Here is a 15,003-nt window from a genome sequence, read left to right on the forward strand (position 1 = left end):
CTAGGGCTCCTCTCACTTGGCACGGGCGCGATAGACGGTGTCGAGCCAGACCGCCACGACGAGGACAGTGCCGACGACGACGCTCTGCAGCGGCGTGTCGACATGGGCGAGAACCATGCCGGATTGCAGCGATTGCATGACGAGCGCGCCGAGCATGGCGCCGGCAATCGTGCCGGTGCCGCCCGCCAGCGACGTCCCGCCGATGACGGCGGCGGCGATGGTGTAAAGCTCGTCGAGCGTGCCCTGCGAGTTGGTCGCGGCGTTGAGCCGGGCGGTGGAAATCGCCGCTGCAATGGCCGCAAGAACGCCCATCAGCGCGAAGATGCGCACCGTCACCCAGCGGGTCTTGATGCCGGCGAGCTCGGCCGCCTCGGGGTTGCCGCCGATTGCGAAGACATAGCGGCCGAAGCGCAGGCGGGTGGCGATGAAGGTCATGATGATGCCGACGACGATGGCGATCAGCACCGGCACGGCGATGCCGTAGGGAATATCCAGGCCGGTTTCGGGCCACGGGATGTTGTTGGTCTCGGCATATTTCTTGGCGATGTTGATCGGCCAGTAATAGCTGTTGGCGATCGAGACCGCGCCGAGGATCAGCACGCAGCTGAGGATCGCGAGGAAATATTCCGCCCAGATCGGTCGGCGCGGAAAGCCGAAGCGGCGGCGCTGCCGGCGTGAGCCGATAATGCTGGCGATGACGAACAGGCAGGCGACGATGCCGACGATCCAGCTCCAGGTGGCGCCGATCGAGCCCTCCGCGCCGCCGCCCATGATGCGGAAGGTCTGGTCCATGGGGGCAACCGTCTGGCCGCTGGTGACGAGCCAGGTCGCGCCGCGCCAGACCAGCAGGCCGCCGAGGGTGACGATGAAGGAGGGAACGTTCAGGAAGGCGATGATCATGCCCTGGAAGGCGCCGATCAGGAAGCCTGCCGCAATGCCGACCAGCAGCGTGATCGCCCAGGTGAAGGGGCTGTCGAAGCCGATATACTCAGGCAGGATTTTCGCCTGGGTCACGCCCATGATCATGCCGCAGAGGCCGAGCACGGATCCCACCGAAAGGTCGATGTTGCGAGTGACGATGATCAGCACCATGCCCGTCGTCATGATCGCGATATCGGTCGTCTGGACCGAGAGGTTCCAGAGATTGCGCGGGGTCAGAAACAGGCCGCCGGTGATGATGTGGAAACCGATCCAGATGATGATCAGCGCGCCGATCATGCCGAGCAGGCGCGTGTCGATCTCGGTCGCGCGGAAGAAGCGGGTCACCGGATTGGCTTCCGCCGTTCGCGGCCCGCTTGATGCTGTTGATTTTACCATTTCGGCCATGGGTTTGCCGTTCCCCCATTATGTTTGGACGGCTGCGCCGGCGTGCCCGAAACTCTGGGCGGCGTCATTCGTCTGTTCTTCAACTGACCATCGCGATGCTTCCGGAAACCGTGGCGTGGCGTCGCGACACCCTTCCGGCAGGGAATGCAGGTCCGCGATGGTGCGGCGAGGCGGAGAAAGCTCTGTGGTCGGAGTTCTCATCCGCATCCGGCGCCGCAACGGTCTTTCCGCTGCGGCGCCGGCAATTTCGTTCGAAGCTTGCTTACTTGCAGGCGGCGACCGTGCCGGCCTTGACGCCCTGGCAGGCTTCAGCCTTGGAGATCCAGCCGGCGTCGATGACGACGTTCAGATTGTCCTTGGTGATGGCCAGCGGCTTCAGGAAAACCGACTGCATTTCCACGCCCTTCGGGCCGCCCTTGAAAGCCTGGGCGCCGTCGATCTTGCTCATGTCCTTGCCGCCGGCGAGGTCGAGAGCGATTTCGGCTGCGCGCTTGCCGAGTTCGCGGCTGTCCTTCCAGACGGAAACCGTCTGCGTGCCGAGAGCGATGCGGTTCAGTGCCGCCTTGTCGCCGTCCTGGCCGGAAACCGGAACGGAGCCGGCGAGGCCCTGGGCGTCGAGCGCTGCGATCGCGCCGCCGGCCGTGCCGTCATTGGAGGCGACGACGGCGTCAACCTTGTTGTTGTTGGCGGTCAGGAACTGCTCCATGTTGCGCTGGGCGTTCTCCGGCAGCCAGCCGTCGGTATAAGCCTCGCCGACATTCTTGATCTTACCGGCGTCGATCGCGGCCTTCAGCACTTCCTGCTGGCCCGAGAACAGGAAGTCGGCGTTCGGGTCTGAGGATGAGCCCTTGATGAAGACGTAATTGCCTTCCGGCTTCGCCTTGAAGACGCCTTCGGCCTGCAGGCGGCCGACTTCCTTGTTGTCGAAGGTGATGTAGAAGGCAGCCGGATTTTCGATCAGGCGGTCGTAGCCGACGACCGGGATGCCTTCGGCAGCAGCCTTTTCGATCGCCGGGCCGATGGCGTCGGAATCCTGGGCGAGAATGATCAGCGCGTTGGCGCCCTGCGAGATCAGCGATTCGACGTCGGTCAGCTGCTTTGCGGCTGAGGACTGCGCGTCAGCGGAAATATACTTGGCGCCCTTGGCTTCGAGAGCCTTCTTGATGGCGGCTTCATCGGTCTTCCAGCGCTCTTCCTGGAAATTCGACCAGGAAACGCCGACGACGAGATCGGCAGCCATGGCCGCGGTATGCACGGAAACGAGAATGGCCGCGCCTGCCATCAATTTAAAAATAGACTTCATAATGTCCTCCCGAGTGAGTTGCGACCGGCCCAGCCCATGCTTCCTCCGGCCACCGCGAAAAGCTGTCGAGGGAAATTCGGATTATTTTCTCGACAGTCGAGAAATTTGATGTCAGAGATTTTTTCGGCTGTCAACACTGGGCCGTCAGCTTATTTTTCTTGCGGAACGGCGGCCGGCGATGCAGTGGAAGCGAGGGCGGAGAGAAGCATGATGCCGAAAAGTGTGAGCGGTTTTCTCATGATATCATGCTCTAACTTTTGAATTTTAGCGGGAAGGAGAGGGCGGCATTCATGCTGACCAAGTCGAGCACGGAGCTGGTCCGGCAGAGAAACAGCGTGCTCGTGCTGTCCGTGCTGCGCCGTCACGGCGCGCTCGCCCATACCGAAATATCGGATTTCACCGGCCTTTCCTCGGCCACCATCTCGGCGATCACAGCCGATCTGGAACGCGCCCATATCATCGAAAAATCCGAGCAGCAGGCGGCGAGCGGCCGCGGCCGGCCGCGCGTGCTCCTGCGCCAGCGCCGCGATTGCGGCTATCTCATCGTCGTCATCATCTCGTCCGATGCCGTGCAATATTCGCTGGTGGATTATGCCGGCAAGCTGATCGACCGCTTCAGCGAGGAGCGCTCGCATGATCCCGCAGGCGCCGCCCGCTTCGTTGAAGGCGTGCGTGCCGGTCTCTTCCGCATTCTCGAGCGCTCCAGAATTTCGCAGGAAAAAGTGCTGCTGATCTCGATCAGCAGTAAGGGCCTGGTCAACTCAACCGAGCCGGTCCTCGTCTGGTCGCCGATCTTCGGCAGCGATCAGATCGATTTCGAATCGGTGCTGCGGCCGGACTGGCAGGCCAAGGTCATCCTCGACAACGAAACGCTGCTGGTCGCAGCCGCCCTCGGCGCCCGCGAGGAGATCGTCAAGGGCGCCGATTTCCGCTCGCTCGCCGCTCTGTCGCTCGGCCACAGTATCGGCCTCGGCATCGTCAGGCGCGGCGGCCAGACCGGCCAGGAGATCTCGGCCCCCAATTTCGGCCACATGCTGCACATGGCCGGCGGCGGCCTCTGCCGCTGCGGCACCCGCGGCTGCATCGAAGCCTATGCCGGCTTCTACGCCATCCTGCGCAGCGCCTTCGAAGTGCCGCTCGACACCATCCCGGCCAAATTCGTCCCCGTCACCGAACTCGACAAGATCGCCGCCAAAGCCCGCCAGGGCCACCGCACCTCCACCATCGCCTTCCGCCAGGCAGGCCTGGCGCTCGGCAACGGCCTGTCGCGCATGCTCAGCCTCACCGAACGCATGCCCATCGCCATCACCGGCCCCGGCACCCGTTATTACGACCTGCTGCGCCAGGGCATCGAAGAGGGGCTCGGACAGTCGCACATCGTCCGCATGGAAGGCATGCCGGAAATCCGCGTGGTGGCGGACGAACCCATCCTCGTCTTCGAAGGCCATCTCAACCGGGCGCTCTCGGTGATCGACCAGGACATCGTGATCTCGGGGGGGCAGGGCGGGGATTAAAGCCCCCCAACCCCGGCCTACAGTGGCTTTCGGAAGAACACGACGCGCTGTGTCTCCTCAAATCCTAAAGCGGCATGGAGCGCATGGCTGGCCGAATTCTCAAGCGGCGCGTCAGAGCCAAACTCAACACAGCCAAGCGACTTCCCCCAATCGGCAACGGCATTGCAAAGCAGTCCTGCGATACCCTTTCGCCTGTCAACCGGCCTGATATAAATCCCTTCGAGGAATAGAACCGGCGAGCTGCTGCACCCATTCACATAATCATGCCGCAACGTGGCCTCAGCAAACCCGACAGCGTCATTCGCAGCATTTCGAGCGATGAACGCGACGGCTTCTGCATTTTGTGAAAAAAATGCCCGGCCCAACTCAGCTCGATGATCTTCAAGCGAGTGATGCGGCCATAGCGCAAGGCGAAGCCGCGCCCATGGCTCGACATCGTTTATAGTCGCAATCTCAATACTCGGTTCCATATTGCGGTTCCCTCCTGTCGACAAAATCCCATTTAAAGTGGTGAGTGCGCAGATGCTTCATGAAGATATTTCCAAACACCCATGCCACAAGGGGTTTCGGCAGTATCGACTTCGATTACACATTTCGGTTGGGGGCTGGGGTTGAGGGGTCTTTCACCTTTAGCCGGCTCGATCGGCTGCGGGCATGGATTCCAGGCTCAAGGCCTGGAATGACGGAGGGTGGGGTTGTGTTTGTGCCAAACAGGCTGTCGATATTTCGGATGGCGCGAGGTGCTTTCCCGTGTGTTATAGCGCCCGCCCGGTAACGTCTCATCCCCTGCGCCGACGGCGAGTTTGGCACAAACGCCACCCCCACCCTCCGTCATCCCAGGCCTCGAGCCTGGGATCCATGCCACGGCTGCCGGTGGATGCGGGTGGGTCCTCGGGTCAAGCCCGAGGACGACGGAGGGTGGGGTAGCATCCGGAGCAAGACAGCGAGGGGTGGCGGCACCAGGATGACAGGCCGCTCTCGGCCCCGCCTTCGACCAGGAACCGAACGCCTCATCCGCTGCGCCGACGGCGAGTTTGGCGCAAACGCAACCCCACCCTCCGTCATCCCAGGCCTCGAGCTTGGGACCCATGCCACAACTGCCGGTGGATGTGGGGTGGTCCTCGGTCAAGCCCGAGGAGGACGGAGGGTGGGGGTTGCATCCGGAGCAAGATAGCGAGGGGTGGCGGCACCAGGATGACAGACCGCTCGCGGCATCGCCTTCGACCAGGAACCGAACGCCTCATCCTTTGCGCCGACGGCGAGTTTGGCGCAAACGCAACCCCACCCTCCGTCATCCCAGGCCTCGAGCTTGGGACCCATGCCACAACTGCCGGTGGATGTGGGGTGGTCCTCGGGTCAAGCCCGAGGAGGACGGAGGATGGGGTAGCATCCGGAGCAAGACAGCGAGGGGTGGCGGCACCAGGATGACAGACCGCTCTCGGCCCCGCCTTCGACCAGAAACCGAACGCCTCATCCCCTGCGCCGACGGCGAGTTTGGCACAAACGCAACCCCCACTCTCTGTCATCCCAGGCCTCGAGCCTGGGATCCACGCCACGACTGCAATTGGATGCGGCGTAGGTCTTCGGCTCAAGCCCGAGGACGCCGGAGTGTGGGCAACCGCCGGCGATTCTGACGGTGAGCTCAGGTCGCGAGAAAGCAACCATCCGGACGGTTTTAGGAGAATGGCCGCGCCAAAGGCATCGGCGTCCGTCTTTCCTCTTCGGCGAGCATCCTGATCCAGTCGCGCAGCGATAGGGCAGCGGCAGGCAGCGCGCGGGTGCTGTTCCAGGTGAGGTAATAGGCCCCGGGGTCGGGAACCACCAGGTCGGTGAAGCGCACCAGATCCCCCTTTTCCACAAGGGGGCCGACCAGACGGTGCCATCCGACGACCAGCCCCTGGTCGGCCATAGCAGCCTGGAGCGCGACGCTGAACTTGCCGAAGCGTCTGCCGCTGGCGGCGTGATACGGCACCCCGCCGCGTGCCAGCACCTCTTCCCAGCCGGTCCAGCCGGGCTCGACCCACTCGACGTTCAACAGCGGCAGATCGGCAAGATCGGCCGCCGAGGCGCCGGCATGCTTTTCGGCAAACCCCGGACTGCAGACCGGATAGAGACAGTCGTCGAACAGGAATTCCGCCGTCTCATCGATCCATTTGCCCGATCCATAACGGATGCGCAGCTCCAGCTGCGATGGGCGGAAGGTCTTGAAGTTGTCGCCGATCAGGTGATCGACCGATATGTCGGTGAAGCGCCGCCAGAAATCCGGCATCCGGGGAATAAGCCACATCGTCCCGAACACGTCGCTGCAGGCAATCGTCACGTTGCGGGCGCTGTTTCCCTGCTTGATCGAATTGACGACTTCGGATGCCCTGGCGAAGCCGGTTGCCAGCGCCCGGTACAAATCCTCGGCCGGCGCGGTCAGCATCACGCCCTTGCCGGTGCGCAGGAAAAGAGCGACGCCGAGCTCCTGCTCGATCGACTTGATCTGCCGGCTGACGGCCCCTGTCGTGACGTTGAGCTCGGCTGCCGCCAAGGTGAAATTGCCGTGCCGGGCCGAGGCCTCGAAGGTGGCAAGCGCGGTCAGGGATGGCAGACCATAGAAGCGGCGAACCATTGATCTTCCCCCATCCATCCCCAGCGCCTGTCGGCGCGGCGTTGATATTTCCGCCATGATAATGCAGGTAAACCCGTTCGTCTTGAGTTTAACTCAATGCATGGCGGATTTTTATGTACCTTGTCTTCAAGGCCTCCCTGCCGCTTTCATAGGACCCATCGACAGCCTGTCGCGAGGAGAAGGCGCCTATCCGGCGCATTGGCAAGGCTGTTTTTCGAGGTCCCAAACAGACATGAACATCGAGACATCAAAGTCGAAACAGGCCTCGCAGAGGCTGCCGGAGCGGATGAAGGGCGTCCTCCTCACCGGCCATGGCGGTTTCGAGAAACTGGAATATCGCGAGGACATTCCGCTTCCCCGGCCGAAGGCCGGCGAGATGCTGATCCGCGTCGCTGCGGCCGGCGTCAACAACACCGATATCAACACCCGCATCGGCTGGTATTCCAAGGCGGTGACAACAGGCACGGAAAGCGGTGGGGCAACCGGCGTCCAGTCGGTACAGGATGCCGACGCCAGCTGGTCCGGCGTGCCGCTCGCCTTTCCGCGCATTCAGGGGGCCGATTGCTGCGGGCGTATCGCCGCGGTCGGGGAGGGTGTCGATCCCGGCCGGATCGGCGAGCGGGTGCTGGTGCGCAATATGCTGCGCTCCTATACCGATTATCGGCCCTTCGAGTGCTGGACCTTCGGCTCGGAATGCGATGGCGGCTTTGCCCAATATGCGGTGGCGCCGGCGCGCGAAACTTATCGGATCGATTGCGATTGGAGCGATGTCGAACTGGCGTCGCTGCCCTGCGCCTATTCCACCGCCGAGGGCATGCTGCACCGGGCGGCCGTCGGCGCCGGCGAGCACGTCCTGATCGCCGGCGCCTCCGGTGGCGTCGGCTCGGCGGCGATCCAGCTGGCGAAGCGCCGAGGCGCGATCGTCACGGCGATCTCAAGCCCGGACAAGGCTGCGCAATTGCTGGTGATCGGCGCCGACCGCATCCTCTCGCGCGGCGAGAGCATCGTCGCCAGGCTCGGCCACGAGTCGGTCGACGTCGTGCTCGATGTCGCCGCAGGCCCGTCTTTCGGCGAGCTGCTTGACGTCCTGAAAAGGGGCGGGCGATACGCCGTTGCCGGCGCCATCGCCGGGCCGATCGTCGAGCTCGACGTCAGAACCCTCTATCTCAAGGACCTGACCTTCTTCGGCTGCACCTTCCAGGAGGACGCCGTTTTCGAAAACCTCGTCTCCTATGTCGAGCGCGGCGAAATCAGGCCGCTCGTCGGCAAGAGCTACCCCTTGAGCGATATCGTCGAGGCGCAGCGCGATTTCCTGTCGAAGCGCATCGCCGGCAAGCTCGTCCTCGTGATCCCCGAATAGACGCCATTCCGGAATAAGAAGCACATGAGCGAACTCAAAATCGAAAAAATCGATGTCTTCCAGGTCGACCTGCCCTACCGGGGCGGCGTCTACCGGCTGTCGGGTGGACGGGAATATAGAAGCTTCGATGCGACGATCGTCAGGATCACCACGCAGAACGGCCTGGAAGGATGGGGCGAGAGCACGCCGTTCGGCTCGACCTATATCGCCTCTCACGCGCTCGGCGTGCGCGCCGGCATTGCGGAAATCGCGCCCAGCCTGATCGGGCTCGATCCTCGCCGCGTCGATCGCGTCAATGACGCCATGGACAATGCGCTGCTCGGACATCTGCACGCCAAGACCGCGCTCGATGTTGCCTGCTGGGATCTGTTCGGAAAATCGGTCGGCCTGCCGGTCTGCGAGTTGCTCGGCGGCCGCACCGATGTCCAGATGCCGGTGATCTCGTCGATCTATATGGGCGATCCGGACGATATGCGCCGGCGTGTCGCCGAGCATCGCCAGCTCGGTTACCTCGCCCATTCGGTCAAAATCGGCGACGAGCCGGCTGTCGATGCCGCCAGAATTGCCGCGTCGCTCGCCGACAAGCGGCCCGGCGAATTCTTCATCGTCGATGCCAATGGCGGCATGACGGTGGAGACCGCGCTTCGCATGCTGCGGCTCTTACCGGCCGGGCTCGATTTCGTGCTCGAGGCCCCTTGTGCGACCTGGCGCGAATGCATGTCGCTGCGCCGGCGCACGGATGTGCCGATCATCTTCGACGAATTGGCGACGGATGATGCGGCGATTGCCCAGCTTGTCAGTGACGACGCCGCCGAAGGCATCGGCCTGAAGATTTCCAAGAATGGCGGGCTGACCCGCGGTCGCCGTCATCGCGATATTTCGGTCGCTGCCGGCTACACCGTCAGCGTCCAGGAAACGGCGGGCTCGGACGTCGCCTTCGCGGCCATCGTGCATCTCGGCCAGACGGTGCCGGAAAAGAACCTGCGCTGCGTGCTCGAATGCCGGGACATCGTCAAGCTCAAGACCGCCGACGGCGATTTTACGGTGCGCAACGGCCGGGTCACCGCGCCCACAGCACCGGGCCTCGGGATCACACCGCGCCTCGAAGCGCTGGGCGATCCAGTGGCCTCTCACTTCTAAACAGGGATGCGGCGCCCTGTCTTATCAACGCCGTAAAAAGAGGGAACGAAATGAAAAAACTGCTTGCATCCACATGTCTGCTGGCCGGCCTTGCCGGCTTCGCATCGCTTTCTCATGCCGCTGAATGCGGCGACGTCGTGCTCGCCGTGCACAATGCGCAGAGCGCTGAACTGCTGACCTTCGTCGACAAGTTCATCCTCGAAAACGGTTACGGCTGCAATGTCGAGACCGTTCCCGGCGATACGGTGCCGACCACGACATCGATGGTGGAGAAGAGCGAGCCCGACGTCTCATCCGAAACCTGGGTCGACCTGCTGCCGGAGATCGTTCCGCGCGGCGTCCAGGAAGGCAAGATCGTCTTCGGCGCTCCGGCCCTTCCCGATGGCGGCATTCAGGGCTGGTGGATCCCGAAATATCTGGCCGACGCCCATCCCGAGATCAAGACCGTCGAGGATGCTCTTGCCCATCCTGACCTCTTTCCCGATCAGGAAGACCCGAGCAAGGGCGCGATCTTCAACGGCGCCGAAGGCTGGGGCGCGACCGTCGTCACGACACAGCTGTTCAAGGCGTACAAGGCTGCTGATAAGGGCTTCACCCTGATGAACCCAGGCTCGGCAGCCGGTCTCGATGGCGCGATCGCCAAGGCCTATGAGCGCAAGCAGGGCTTCATCACCTATTACTGGGCGCCGACGGCGCTGCTCGGCAAATATCAATTGGTGAAGCTCAAGCAGAATGGGTCGGCCGATCCCGTCGAATGGAAGCGCTGCATCACCAACCTTGCCTGCCCCGACCCGAAGGTCGCCGACTGGCCGGTCGACAAGGTGATGACCGTCGTCACCAAGAAATTTGCCGATCGCACCAGCCCCGAAGTCATGGCTTATTTCAACAAACGCGGCTGGAGCAACGACACCGTCGGCAAGATCATGGCGTGGGAAACGGAGAACCAGGGCACCGGCGAAGACGGCGCCAAGCATTTCCTCCAGCAAGACGAAAGCACCTGGTCGCAATGGGTCCCGGCCGATGTCGCCGAGAAAATCAAGGCCGCCCTTTAAAGAACGAGGAGAAGGCCGGCGAACAGCCCTTCATCCGGCTGCCGCCGCCTTCTTCCCGCCTGCGGGGAGAAGAGACATGCCGCGATCCCTCTGTTCGTTAGGCGTGTTGCTTCTCCCCGTCAGACCAAGGTCGAGCATGACGCCGCGTAGAGAACGGCCTTTGCCACAAACGCAAAATGGCCGGGCGAGTGCCCGGCCATCTCATTATAACTTCGAGCCGATGCGTCAGCCGATCTTGACCAGTTTGCCTTCCTTGACCGACTGCACCGCCGCATCGGCGAGCACCAGAGCCGCCAGGCCATCGGCGCCGGAAGGCGAGATCTTCGTGCCCTTTTCGATCGCGGCGATGAAGGCGGCGATTTCGTTGGCGTAGGCTTCGGTGTAGCGGGTCATGAAGAAATCATGCAGCGGCGGGCGGGTGTAGCCGTCGCCGTTGGCGACTTCGATTGAGACCGGACGCTGGTTTTCGGCCGCGGCCATGCCCTTGGCGCCGTGCACTTCGATGCGCTGGTCGTAGCCATAGGTGGCGCGGCGGGAGTTGGAGATGACGGCCTGCTTGCCGGATTTGGTCTGCAGGATCACCGAGACGCTGTCATAGTCGCCGGCTTCGCCAATCGCCTTGTCGACGAGGACGGCGGCGGTTGCCAGCACCGAAACCGGCTCTTCGCCGAGCAGGAAGCGGGCCATGTCGAAATCGTGGATCGTCATGTCGCGGAAGATGCCGCCCGAACGCTTGATGTAATCCACCGGCGGGGCGCCGGGGTCGCGCGAGGTGATCGTCACCATTTCGACATCGCCGATCTTGCCGTCGTCGATCACCTTGCGCACCGCCATGAAATGCGGGTCGAAGCGGCGGTTGAAGCCGACCATCAGCTTGGCGCCGGTCTCTTCCACCACCTTGATGCAGGCCTTGACGCGGGCAACGTCGAGATCAACAGGCTTTTCGCAGAAGATCGCCTTGCCGGCGCGGGCGAAGCGCTCGATCAGGTCGGCATGGGTATCGGTCGGCGTGCAGATGACGACGGCGTCGATATCCTTGGCTGCCTCGATCGCCTCGATGGTGCGGACTTCGCAGCCATAGGCCGAAGCAATGGCGTCGGCCGCCTGCGGAAAGGCGTCGGCCACCGCGACGAGCGTCGCATTGGCGTCGCCGCTGACGGCTTTCGCGTGAACCTTGCCGATGCGGCCGGCGCCGAGAAGACCAAATCTCACTGTCATAGCAACCTCCATTGAATTCGGAACAAATAAACCGAATTACCCAAAATCTGGAATTTTCATTCCATCTTCTCCACGCGGCGTCAAGCCCGCGGCTCTTTCACATTTGCAAGATTCCAACTAAAGACAAGCGCGACACATGCCTATGGCAGTGCGGCACATGCCATCGGCAGTGTGACATATTCGACGGCGGGGCACTGATGCAACTGATTGATCCGAACCATCCGGCATACCGGCGCCTTTGGGTGCGTGTCGCCATCGTTGCCGTCTGCTTCGGCTGGGCGGCGTTCGAGATTGTCGGCGGCGATCCCTTCTGGGCGGTGCTCTCGGCCGCGGCGGGCGCCTATTCCTTCTATATGCTGTTCTGGACATTCAATCCGCAGCCCGCGACGGTCGAGCCGGCGGCCGAGCCTGAGGCAGATGAAGACGAAGAGCCGGCGGAGACATCCACGGAAAAGCCCACCAAGCAGGCAGACCAAGACTAGTCAGCGGCCCAATCGCCGCAGCGCCTCGTCGATCAGCAGATTGGCCAGCATCATCCGTTTCGTCGCATTGTCGCGGAAGGGCAGGGCGACGCCGTCGGGATGATTGGCGCGGGCAAAGGCGCGGCGCTTCTCGCTGAGCGTCAGCGGCGTGTCGGCGGCCGAGATCGCCAGTTCGGCGGCAACCTCTTGCGGCGCTGTGCGGGTGAGATGGTCGGGCATGGCGGGCTCTGGTTCCGGCAAAGGCGCCGGTTTCTCGACGAACCCGGCGGCGGCGTCGAGATCCAGATTGTCGAAATAGGCCTCTCCGATCCGCTGCGAGGCGACCGAGACGCCCTCCATGACATCGAAAGCAAAGCCGGTGCCGAGGCCCGCCACACGGTGGCTGGCTGGCGCTTCGGCCTCCTCAGCCGTCTCGTCCTCGGCCTTCAGCCGCTCGAGCACTGATTGAAATACCGACTGTCCGAACAGCATCCCGCATCCTCAAGAGCATTCTGTTTCTTCGAAACACCCGACGTGCTCTAATTTTTTACGCAATTCCCGGACGCAAAAAGCGCTGCGCCCTTTGCTGGAATTGCTCCGGCGCGCATTAGAGATGGGCAAGATGGCGCCGGGCTTGCGGGCCGCGTCAGCCGGCCTGCTTCAGGCTCTCCTCCAGAATGATGTCATAGAGCAGCCTTGCGCTCGGCGGCAGCGCCCGTTCCCTGGCGGTGATCAGGCTGTAAGGCTTGACGTTGATGTCGAAATCGATCGGCAGCATGCGCACGTCGGAAGCCCTGGCGCTCTGGCTGGAGAGGAACTGGGCAACGTCGGTGGCGACAGGAGCGATCGCGTCGGTTCCGCAGACGATGGCGCAGGTTAAAAGCAGCGACGAGGTGTTGACGATATTTTCCGGCAGCGCCACGCCGCGCGACAGGAAAATATCCTCGATCGTCCGGCGCAGCAGCGTGCCCGGCGGCTGGAACACCCAGTCGTAATCCCGGATGTCGGAAAGGCTACTGGTCTTTTTCTTTTTCAGCAGCGGATGGCGGCTGCGCACGATCAGGCAGGCGCGCTCGATGCCGATCTCCGTCACCTCGAACAGGCGTGGGTTGAGATCGTCGGGAATGCGGCTGATGATGAAGTCGTGGCGGGCGGCGAGCAGCTCGCGGGCGAGCACGTTGCTGGTCTCCACCTGGATGTTGATCTCGATGCCGGGATAGGCCTTGCGCACCCGGTTGATCGCCGGCACGACGAGGCTCATGGCCGGCGCCGTCACCGCGCCGATGAAGACCGAGCCGCCCTTGCCGCTCTTCAGTTCGCCGATCTCGCGGCTTGCCTCGCGCAGTTCCAGGAGGATCTTTCGCGCACGTCTGGCAAGTGCTGCGCCGAAGGTCGTCAGCACCACGCCGCGGGCGACTCGTTCATAGAGCTGAGTCTTGGTGATCGATTCCATTTCGGACAGCATGCGCGATGCGGCGGGCTGTGAAATGTTCAGGACTTCCGCAGCTGCGGAAATCTGTCCGCTATCTTCGATTGCGACGATCATCCGCAGGTGATTCAGCTTAAGTCCTGCACGTAAAAGGTTGTCATTGCCGAAACTATCGCTGTGGATATCGACATGATCCATCGAAATGGGCTCTGAAACAATCGTCATGGTTGCAGCCTCCTCGCTGCGCTCCATCAAAAGTAATACTTTTTAACGATATACCAAAATTGTTATGCACTTTACCACTTATTCTATTTGACAGTTATAGGAATCCATACCAGTTTGCCGCCGTGTGCTGGTTGGCACTCAACACGTGTGAGATCGTGGAGGAGACCTACTTCGTTTCTCACCATCTGAAGTAACTATCCAATACGGAACCTGCCACAGTTTCGGGGCGGGCGATTTTTCGTCCGCTGCTCTATTAACAAGGGAGAGAGAAATGAAGTCCATTATCTCATTGATGGCTGCGGCTGCCTTCGGCGTCGCTTCGTTCGTTGCACCGGCAATGGCCGCCGACAAGGGCACCGTCGGCATTGCCATGCCGACCAAGGCTTCGGCCCGCTGGATCGACGACGGCAACAACATCGTCAAGCAGCTCCAGGCTGCCGGTTACGGCACGGACCTGCAGTATGGCGACGACGATATTCCGAACCAGCTTTCGCAGATCGAAAACATGGTCACCAAGGGTGCCAAGGTTCTGGTCATCGCTTCGATCGACGGCACGACGCTTTCCGACGTTCTGCAGAAGGCTCATGACGCCGGCATCAAGGTCATCGCTTATGACCGTCTGATCCGCGATTCGGGCAATGTCGATTACTACGCGACCTTCGACAACTTCCAGGTCGGCGTTCTGCAGGCTGGCTCCATCGTTGACGGCCTCGGCCTCAAGGATGGCAAGGGCCCGTTCAACATCGAACTCTTCGGCGGTTCGCCGGACGATAACAACGCCTTCTTCTTCTATGATGGCGCAATGTCCGTCCTGCAGCCCTACATCGACTCGGGCAAGCTCGTCGTGAAGTCCGGCCAGACCGGCATGGACAAGGTCGGCACCCTGCGTTGGGATCCGGCAACGGCCCAGGCCCGCATGGACAACCTGCTTTCGGCTAACTACACCGACGCCAAGGTCGACGCCGTTCTGTCGCCTTACGACGGTCTGTCGATCGGTATCATCTCCTCGCTGAAGGGCGTTGGTTACGGTACGGCTGCTCAGCCGCTGCCGATCGTCACCGGCCAGGACGCTGAAATCCCGTCGGTCAAGTCGATCATCGCTGGCGAACAGCATTCGACGATCTTCAAGGACACCCGCGAACTCGCCAAGGTCACTGTTGCCATGGTCGATGCCGTCATGTCCGGCAAGGAGCCTGAGGTCAACGACACCAAGACCTACGACAACGGCGTCAAGGTCGTTCCGTCCTACCTGCTGAAGCCGGTTGCCGTCGACAAGACCAACTACAAGCAGATCCTCGTCGACAGCGGTTACTACTCTGAAGACAAGCTGAAGTAAGACGTTAAGCAGGAGGCCGGAACCC

General features: G+C 62.2%; 13 protein-coding genes. 6 read left to right on the top strand and 7 right to left on the bottom strand.

The genetic code is table 11. The annotated features are described in order from the left end of the window. Positions 1-12 precede the first annotated feature (12 nt). Both FHX14_RS30355 and xylF read right to left on the bottom strand, forming a co-directional pair. Positions 13-1,326: a sugar ABC transporter permease gene (locus FHX14_RS30355; protein ID WP_184380709.1), complete on the bottom strand. Its 1,314-nt coding sequence runs from the start codon at positions 1,324-1,326 to the stop codon at positions 13-15. Positions 1,327-1,588: 262 nt separating this feature from the next. Continuing rightward, positions 1,589-2,629: a D-xylose ABC transporter substrate-binding protein gene (xylF, locus tag FHX14_RS30360; RefSeq protein ID WP_003592837.1), complete on the bottom strand. Its 1,041-nt coding sequence runs from the start codon at positions 2,627-2,629 to the stop codon at positions 1,589-1,591. Positions 2,630-2,919: 290 nt separating this feature from the next. Here xylF and FHX14_RS30365 point away from each other — a divergent pair, with 290 nt between their 5' ends. Continuing rightward, positions 2,920-4,143, top strand: a complete 1,224-nt coding sequence (locus FHX14_RS30365) for an ROK family protein (protein ID WP_184380712.1) — start codon at positions 2,920-2,922, stop codon at positions 4,141-4,143. A gap of 17 nt (positions 4,144-4,160) precedes the next feature. Here the strand turns inward: FHX14_RS30365 and aac(6') are convergent, their stop codons facing one another. Both aac(6') and FHX14_RS30375 read right to left on the bottom strand, forming a co-directional pair. Further along, positions 4,161-4,613: an aminoglycoside 6'-N-acetyltransferase gene (aac(6'), locus tag FHX14_RS30370; RefSeq protein WP_184380714.1), complete on the bottom strand. Its 453-nt coding sequence runs from the start codon at positions 4,611-4,613 to the stop codon at positions 4,161-4,163. Positions 4,614-5,818: 1,205 nt separating this feature from the next. Continuing rightward, complete coding sequence (locus FHX14_RS30375) at positions 5,819-6,757, bottom strand: LysR substrate-binding domain-containing protein (RefSeq protein WP_003592840.1); 939 nt, start codon at positions 6,755-6,757, stop codon at positions 5,819-5,821. 232 nt (positions 6,758-6,989) lie between these two features. Between FHX14_RS30375 and FHX14_RS30380 the strand changes: the two genes are divergently transcribed. The 3 genes from FHX14_RS30380 to FHX14_RS30390 are packed head-to-tail and all read left to right on the top strand — an operon-like array spanning position 6,990 to position 10,309. Beyond that, on the top strand, positions 6,990-8,117 hold the full coding sequence (locus FHX14_RS30380; protein WP_184380716.1) for an alcohol dehydrogenase family protein: 1,128 nt from the start codon (positions 6,990-6,992) through the stop codon (positions 8,115-8,117). 24 nt (positions 8,118-8,141) lie between these two features. Then, positions 8,142-9,257 (top strand): mandelate racemase/muconate lactonizing enzyme family protein, encoded by a 1,116-nt coding sequence (locus FHX14_RS30385; RefSeq protein ID WP_184380718.1) that lies wholly within the window; start codon positions 8,142-8,144, stop codon positions 9,255-9,257. 50 nt (positions 9,258-9,307) lie between these two features. Beyond that, positions 9,308-10,309, top strand: a complete 1,002-nt coding sequence (locus FHX14_RS30390) for a glycine betaine ABC transporter substrate-binding protein (RefSeq protein ID WP_184380720.1) — start codon at positions 9,308-9,310, stop codon at positions 10,307-10,309. A 225-nt stretch (positions 10,310-10,534) separates the two neighbouring features. On the opposite strand, the gene iolG is transcribed toward FHX14_RS30390, so the two are convergent. Next, positions 10,535-11,527 (bottom strand): inositol 2-dehydrogenase, encoded by a 993-nt coding sequence (iolG, locus tag FHX14_RS30395; RefSeq protein ID WP_179611785.1) that lies wholly within the window; start codon positions 11,525-11,527, stop codon positions 10,535-10,537. A gap of 197 nt (positions 11,528-11,724) precedes the next feature. Between iolG and FHX14_RS30400 the strand changes: the two genes are divergently transcribed. Then, positions 11,725-12,009: a hypothetical protein gene (locus tag FHX14_RS30400; protein WP_184380722.1), complete on the top strand. Its 285-nt coding sequence runs from the start codon at positions 11,725-11,727 to the stop codon at positions 12,007-12,009. Here the strand turns inward: FHX14_RS30400 and FHX14_RS30405 are convergent, their stop codons facing one another. Both FHX14_RS30405 and FHX14_RS30410 read right to left on the bottom strand, forming a co-directional pair. Further along, the gene (locus FHX14_RS30405; protein WP_179611783.1) at positions 12,010-12,480 is read right to left on the bottom strand and encodes a hypothetical protein; all 471 of its coding nucleotides are present in this window, start codon (positions 12,478-12,480) and stop codon (positions 12,010-12,012) included. A 154-nt stretch (positions 12,481-12,634) separates the two neighbouring features. Beyond that, positions 12,635-13,642, bottom strand: a complete 1,008-nt coding sequence (locus FHX14_RS30410) for a LysR family transcriptional regulator (RefSeq protein ID WP_184380724.1) — start codon at positions 13,640-13,642, stop codon at positions 12,635-12,637. A 271-nt stretch (positions 13,643-13,913) separates the two neighbouring features. Here FHX14_RS30410 and chvE point away from each other — a divergent pair, with 271 nt between their 5' ends. Next, the gene (gene chvE / locus FHX14_RS30415; protein ID WP_003592850.1) at positions 13,914-14,978 is read left to right on the top strand and encodes a multiple monosaccharide ABC transporter substrate-binding protein; all 1,065 of its coding nucleotides are present in this window, start codon (positions 13,914-13,916) and stop codon (positions 14,976-14,978) included. Positions 14,979-15,003: the final 25 nt, after the last annotated feature.

It is taken from the genome of Rhizobium sp. BK619 (genome assembly GCF_014195245.1).
Lineage (GTDB): Bacteria > Pseudomonadota > Alphaproteobacteria > Rhizobiales > Rhizobiaceae > Rhizobium > Rhizobium acidisoli.

What these genes read in the sequence shown, in the direction of transcription:
- FHX14_RS30355 (WP_184380709.1), bottom strand. Translation starts at nt 1,326, where the DNA reads ATGGCCGAAATGGTAAAATCAACAGCATCAAGCGGGCCGCGAACGGCG.
- xylF (WP_003592837.1), bottom strand. Translation starts at nt 2,629, where the DNA reads ATGAAGTCTATTTTTAAATTGATGGCAGGCGCGGCCATTCTCGTTTCC.
- FHX14_RS30365 (WP_184380712.1), top strand. Translation starts at nt 2,920, where the DNA reads ATGCTGACCAAGTCGAGCACGGAGCTGGTCCGGCAGAGAAACAGCGTG.
- FHX14_RS30375 (WP_003592840.1), bottom strand. Translation starts at nt 6,757, where the DNA reads ATGGTTCGCCGCTTCTATGGTCTGCCATCCCTGACCGCGCTTGCCACC.
- FHX14_RS30380 (WP_184380716.1), top strand. Translation starts at nt 6,990, where the DNA reads ATGAACATCGAGACATCAAAGTCGAAACAGGCCTCGCAGAGGCTGCCG.
- FHX14_RS30385 (WP_184380718.1), top strand. Translation starts at nt 8,142, where the DNA reads ATGAGCGAACTCAAAATCGAAAAAATCGATGTCTTCCAGGTCGACCTG.
- FHX14_RS30390 (WP_184380720.1), top strand. Translation starts at nt 9,308, where the DNA reads ATGAAAAAACTGCTTGCATCCACATGTCTGCTGGCCGGCCTTGCCGGC.
- iolG (WP_179611785.1), bottom strand. Translation starts at nt 11,527, where the DNA reads ATGACAGTGAGATTTGGTCTTCTCGGCGCCGGCCGCATCGGCAAGGTT.
- FHX14_RS30400 (WP_184380722.1), top strand. Translation starts at nt 11,725, where the DNA reads ATGCAACTGATTGATCCGAACCATCCGGCATACCGGCGCCTTTGGGTG.
- FHX14_RS30405 (WP_179611783.1), bottom strand. Translation starts at nt 12,480, where the DNA reads ATGCTGTTCGGACAGTCGGTATTTCAATCAGTGCTCGAGCGGCTGAAG.
- FHX14_RS30410 (WP_184380724.1), bottom strand. Translation starts at nt 13,642, where the DNA reads ATGACGATTGTTTCAGAGCCCATTTCGATGGATCATGTCGATATCCAC.
- chvE (WP_003592850.1), top strand. Translation starts at nt 13,914, where the DNA reads ATGAAGTCCATTATCTCATTGATGGCTGCGGCTGCCTTCGGCGTCGCT.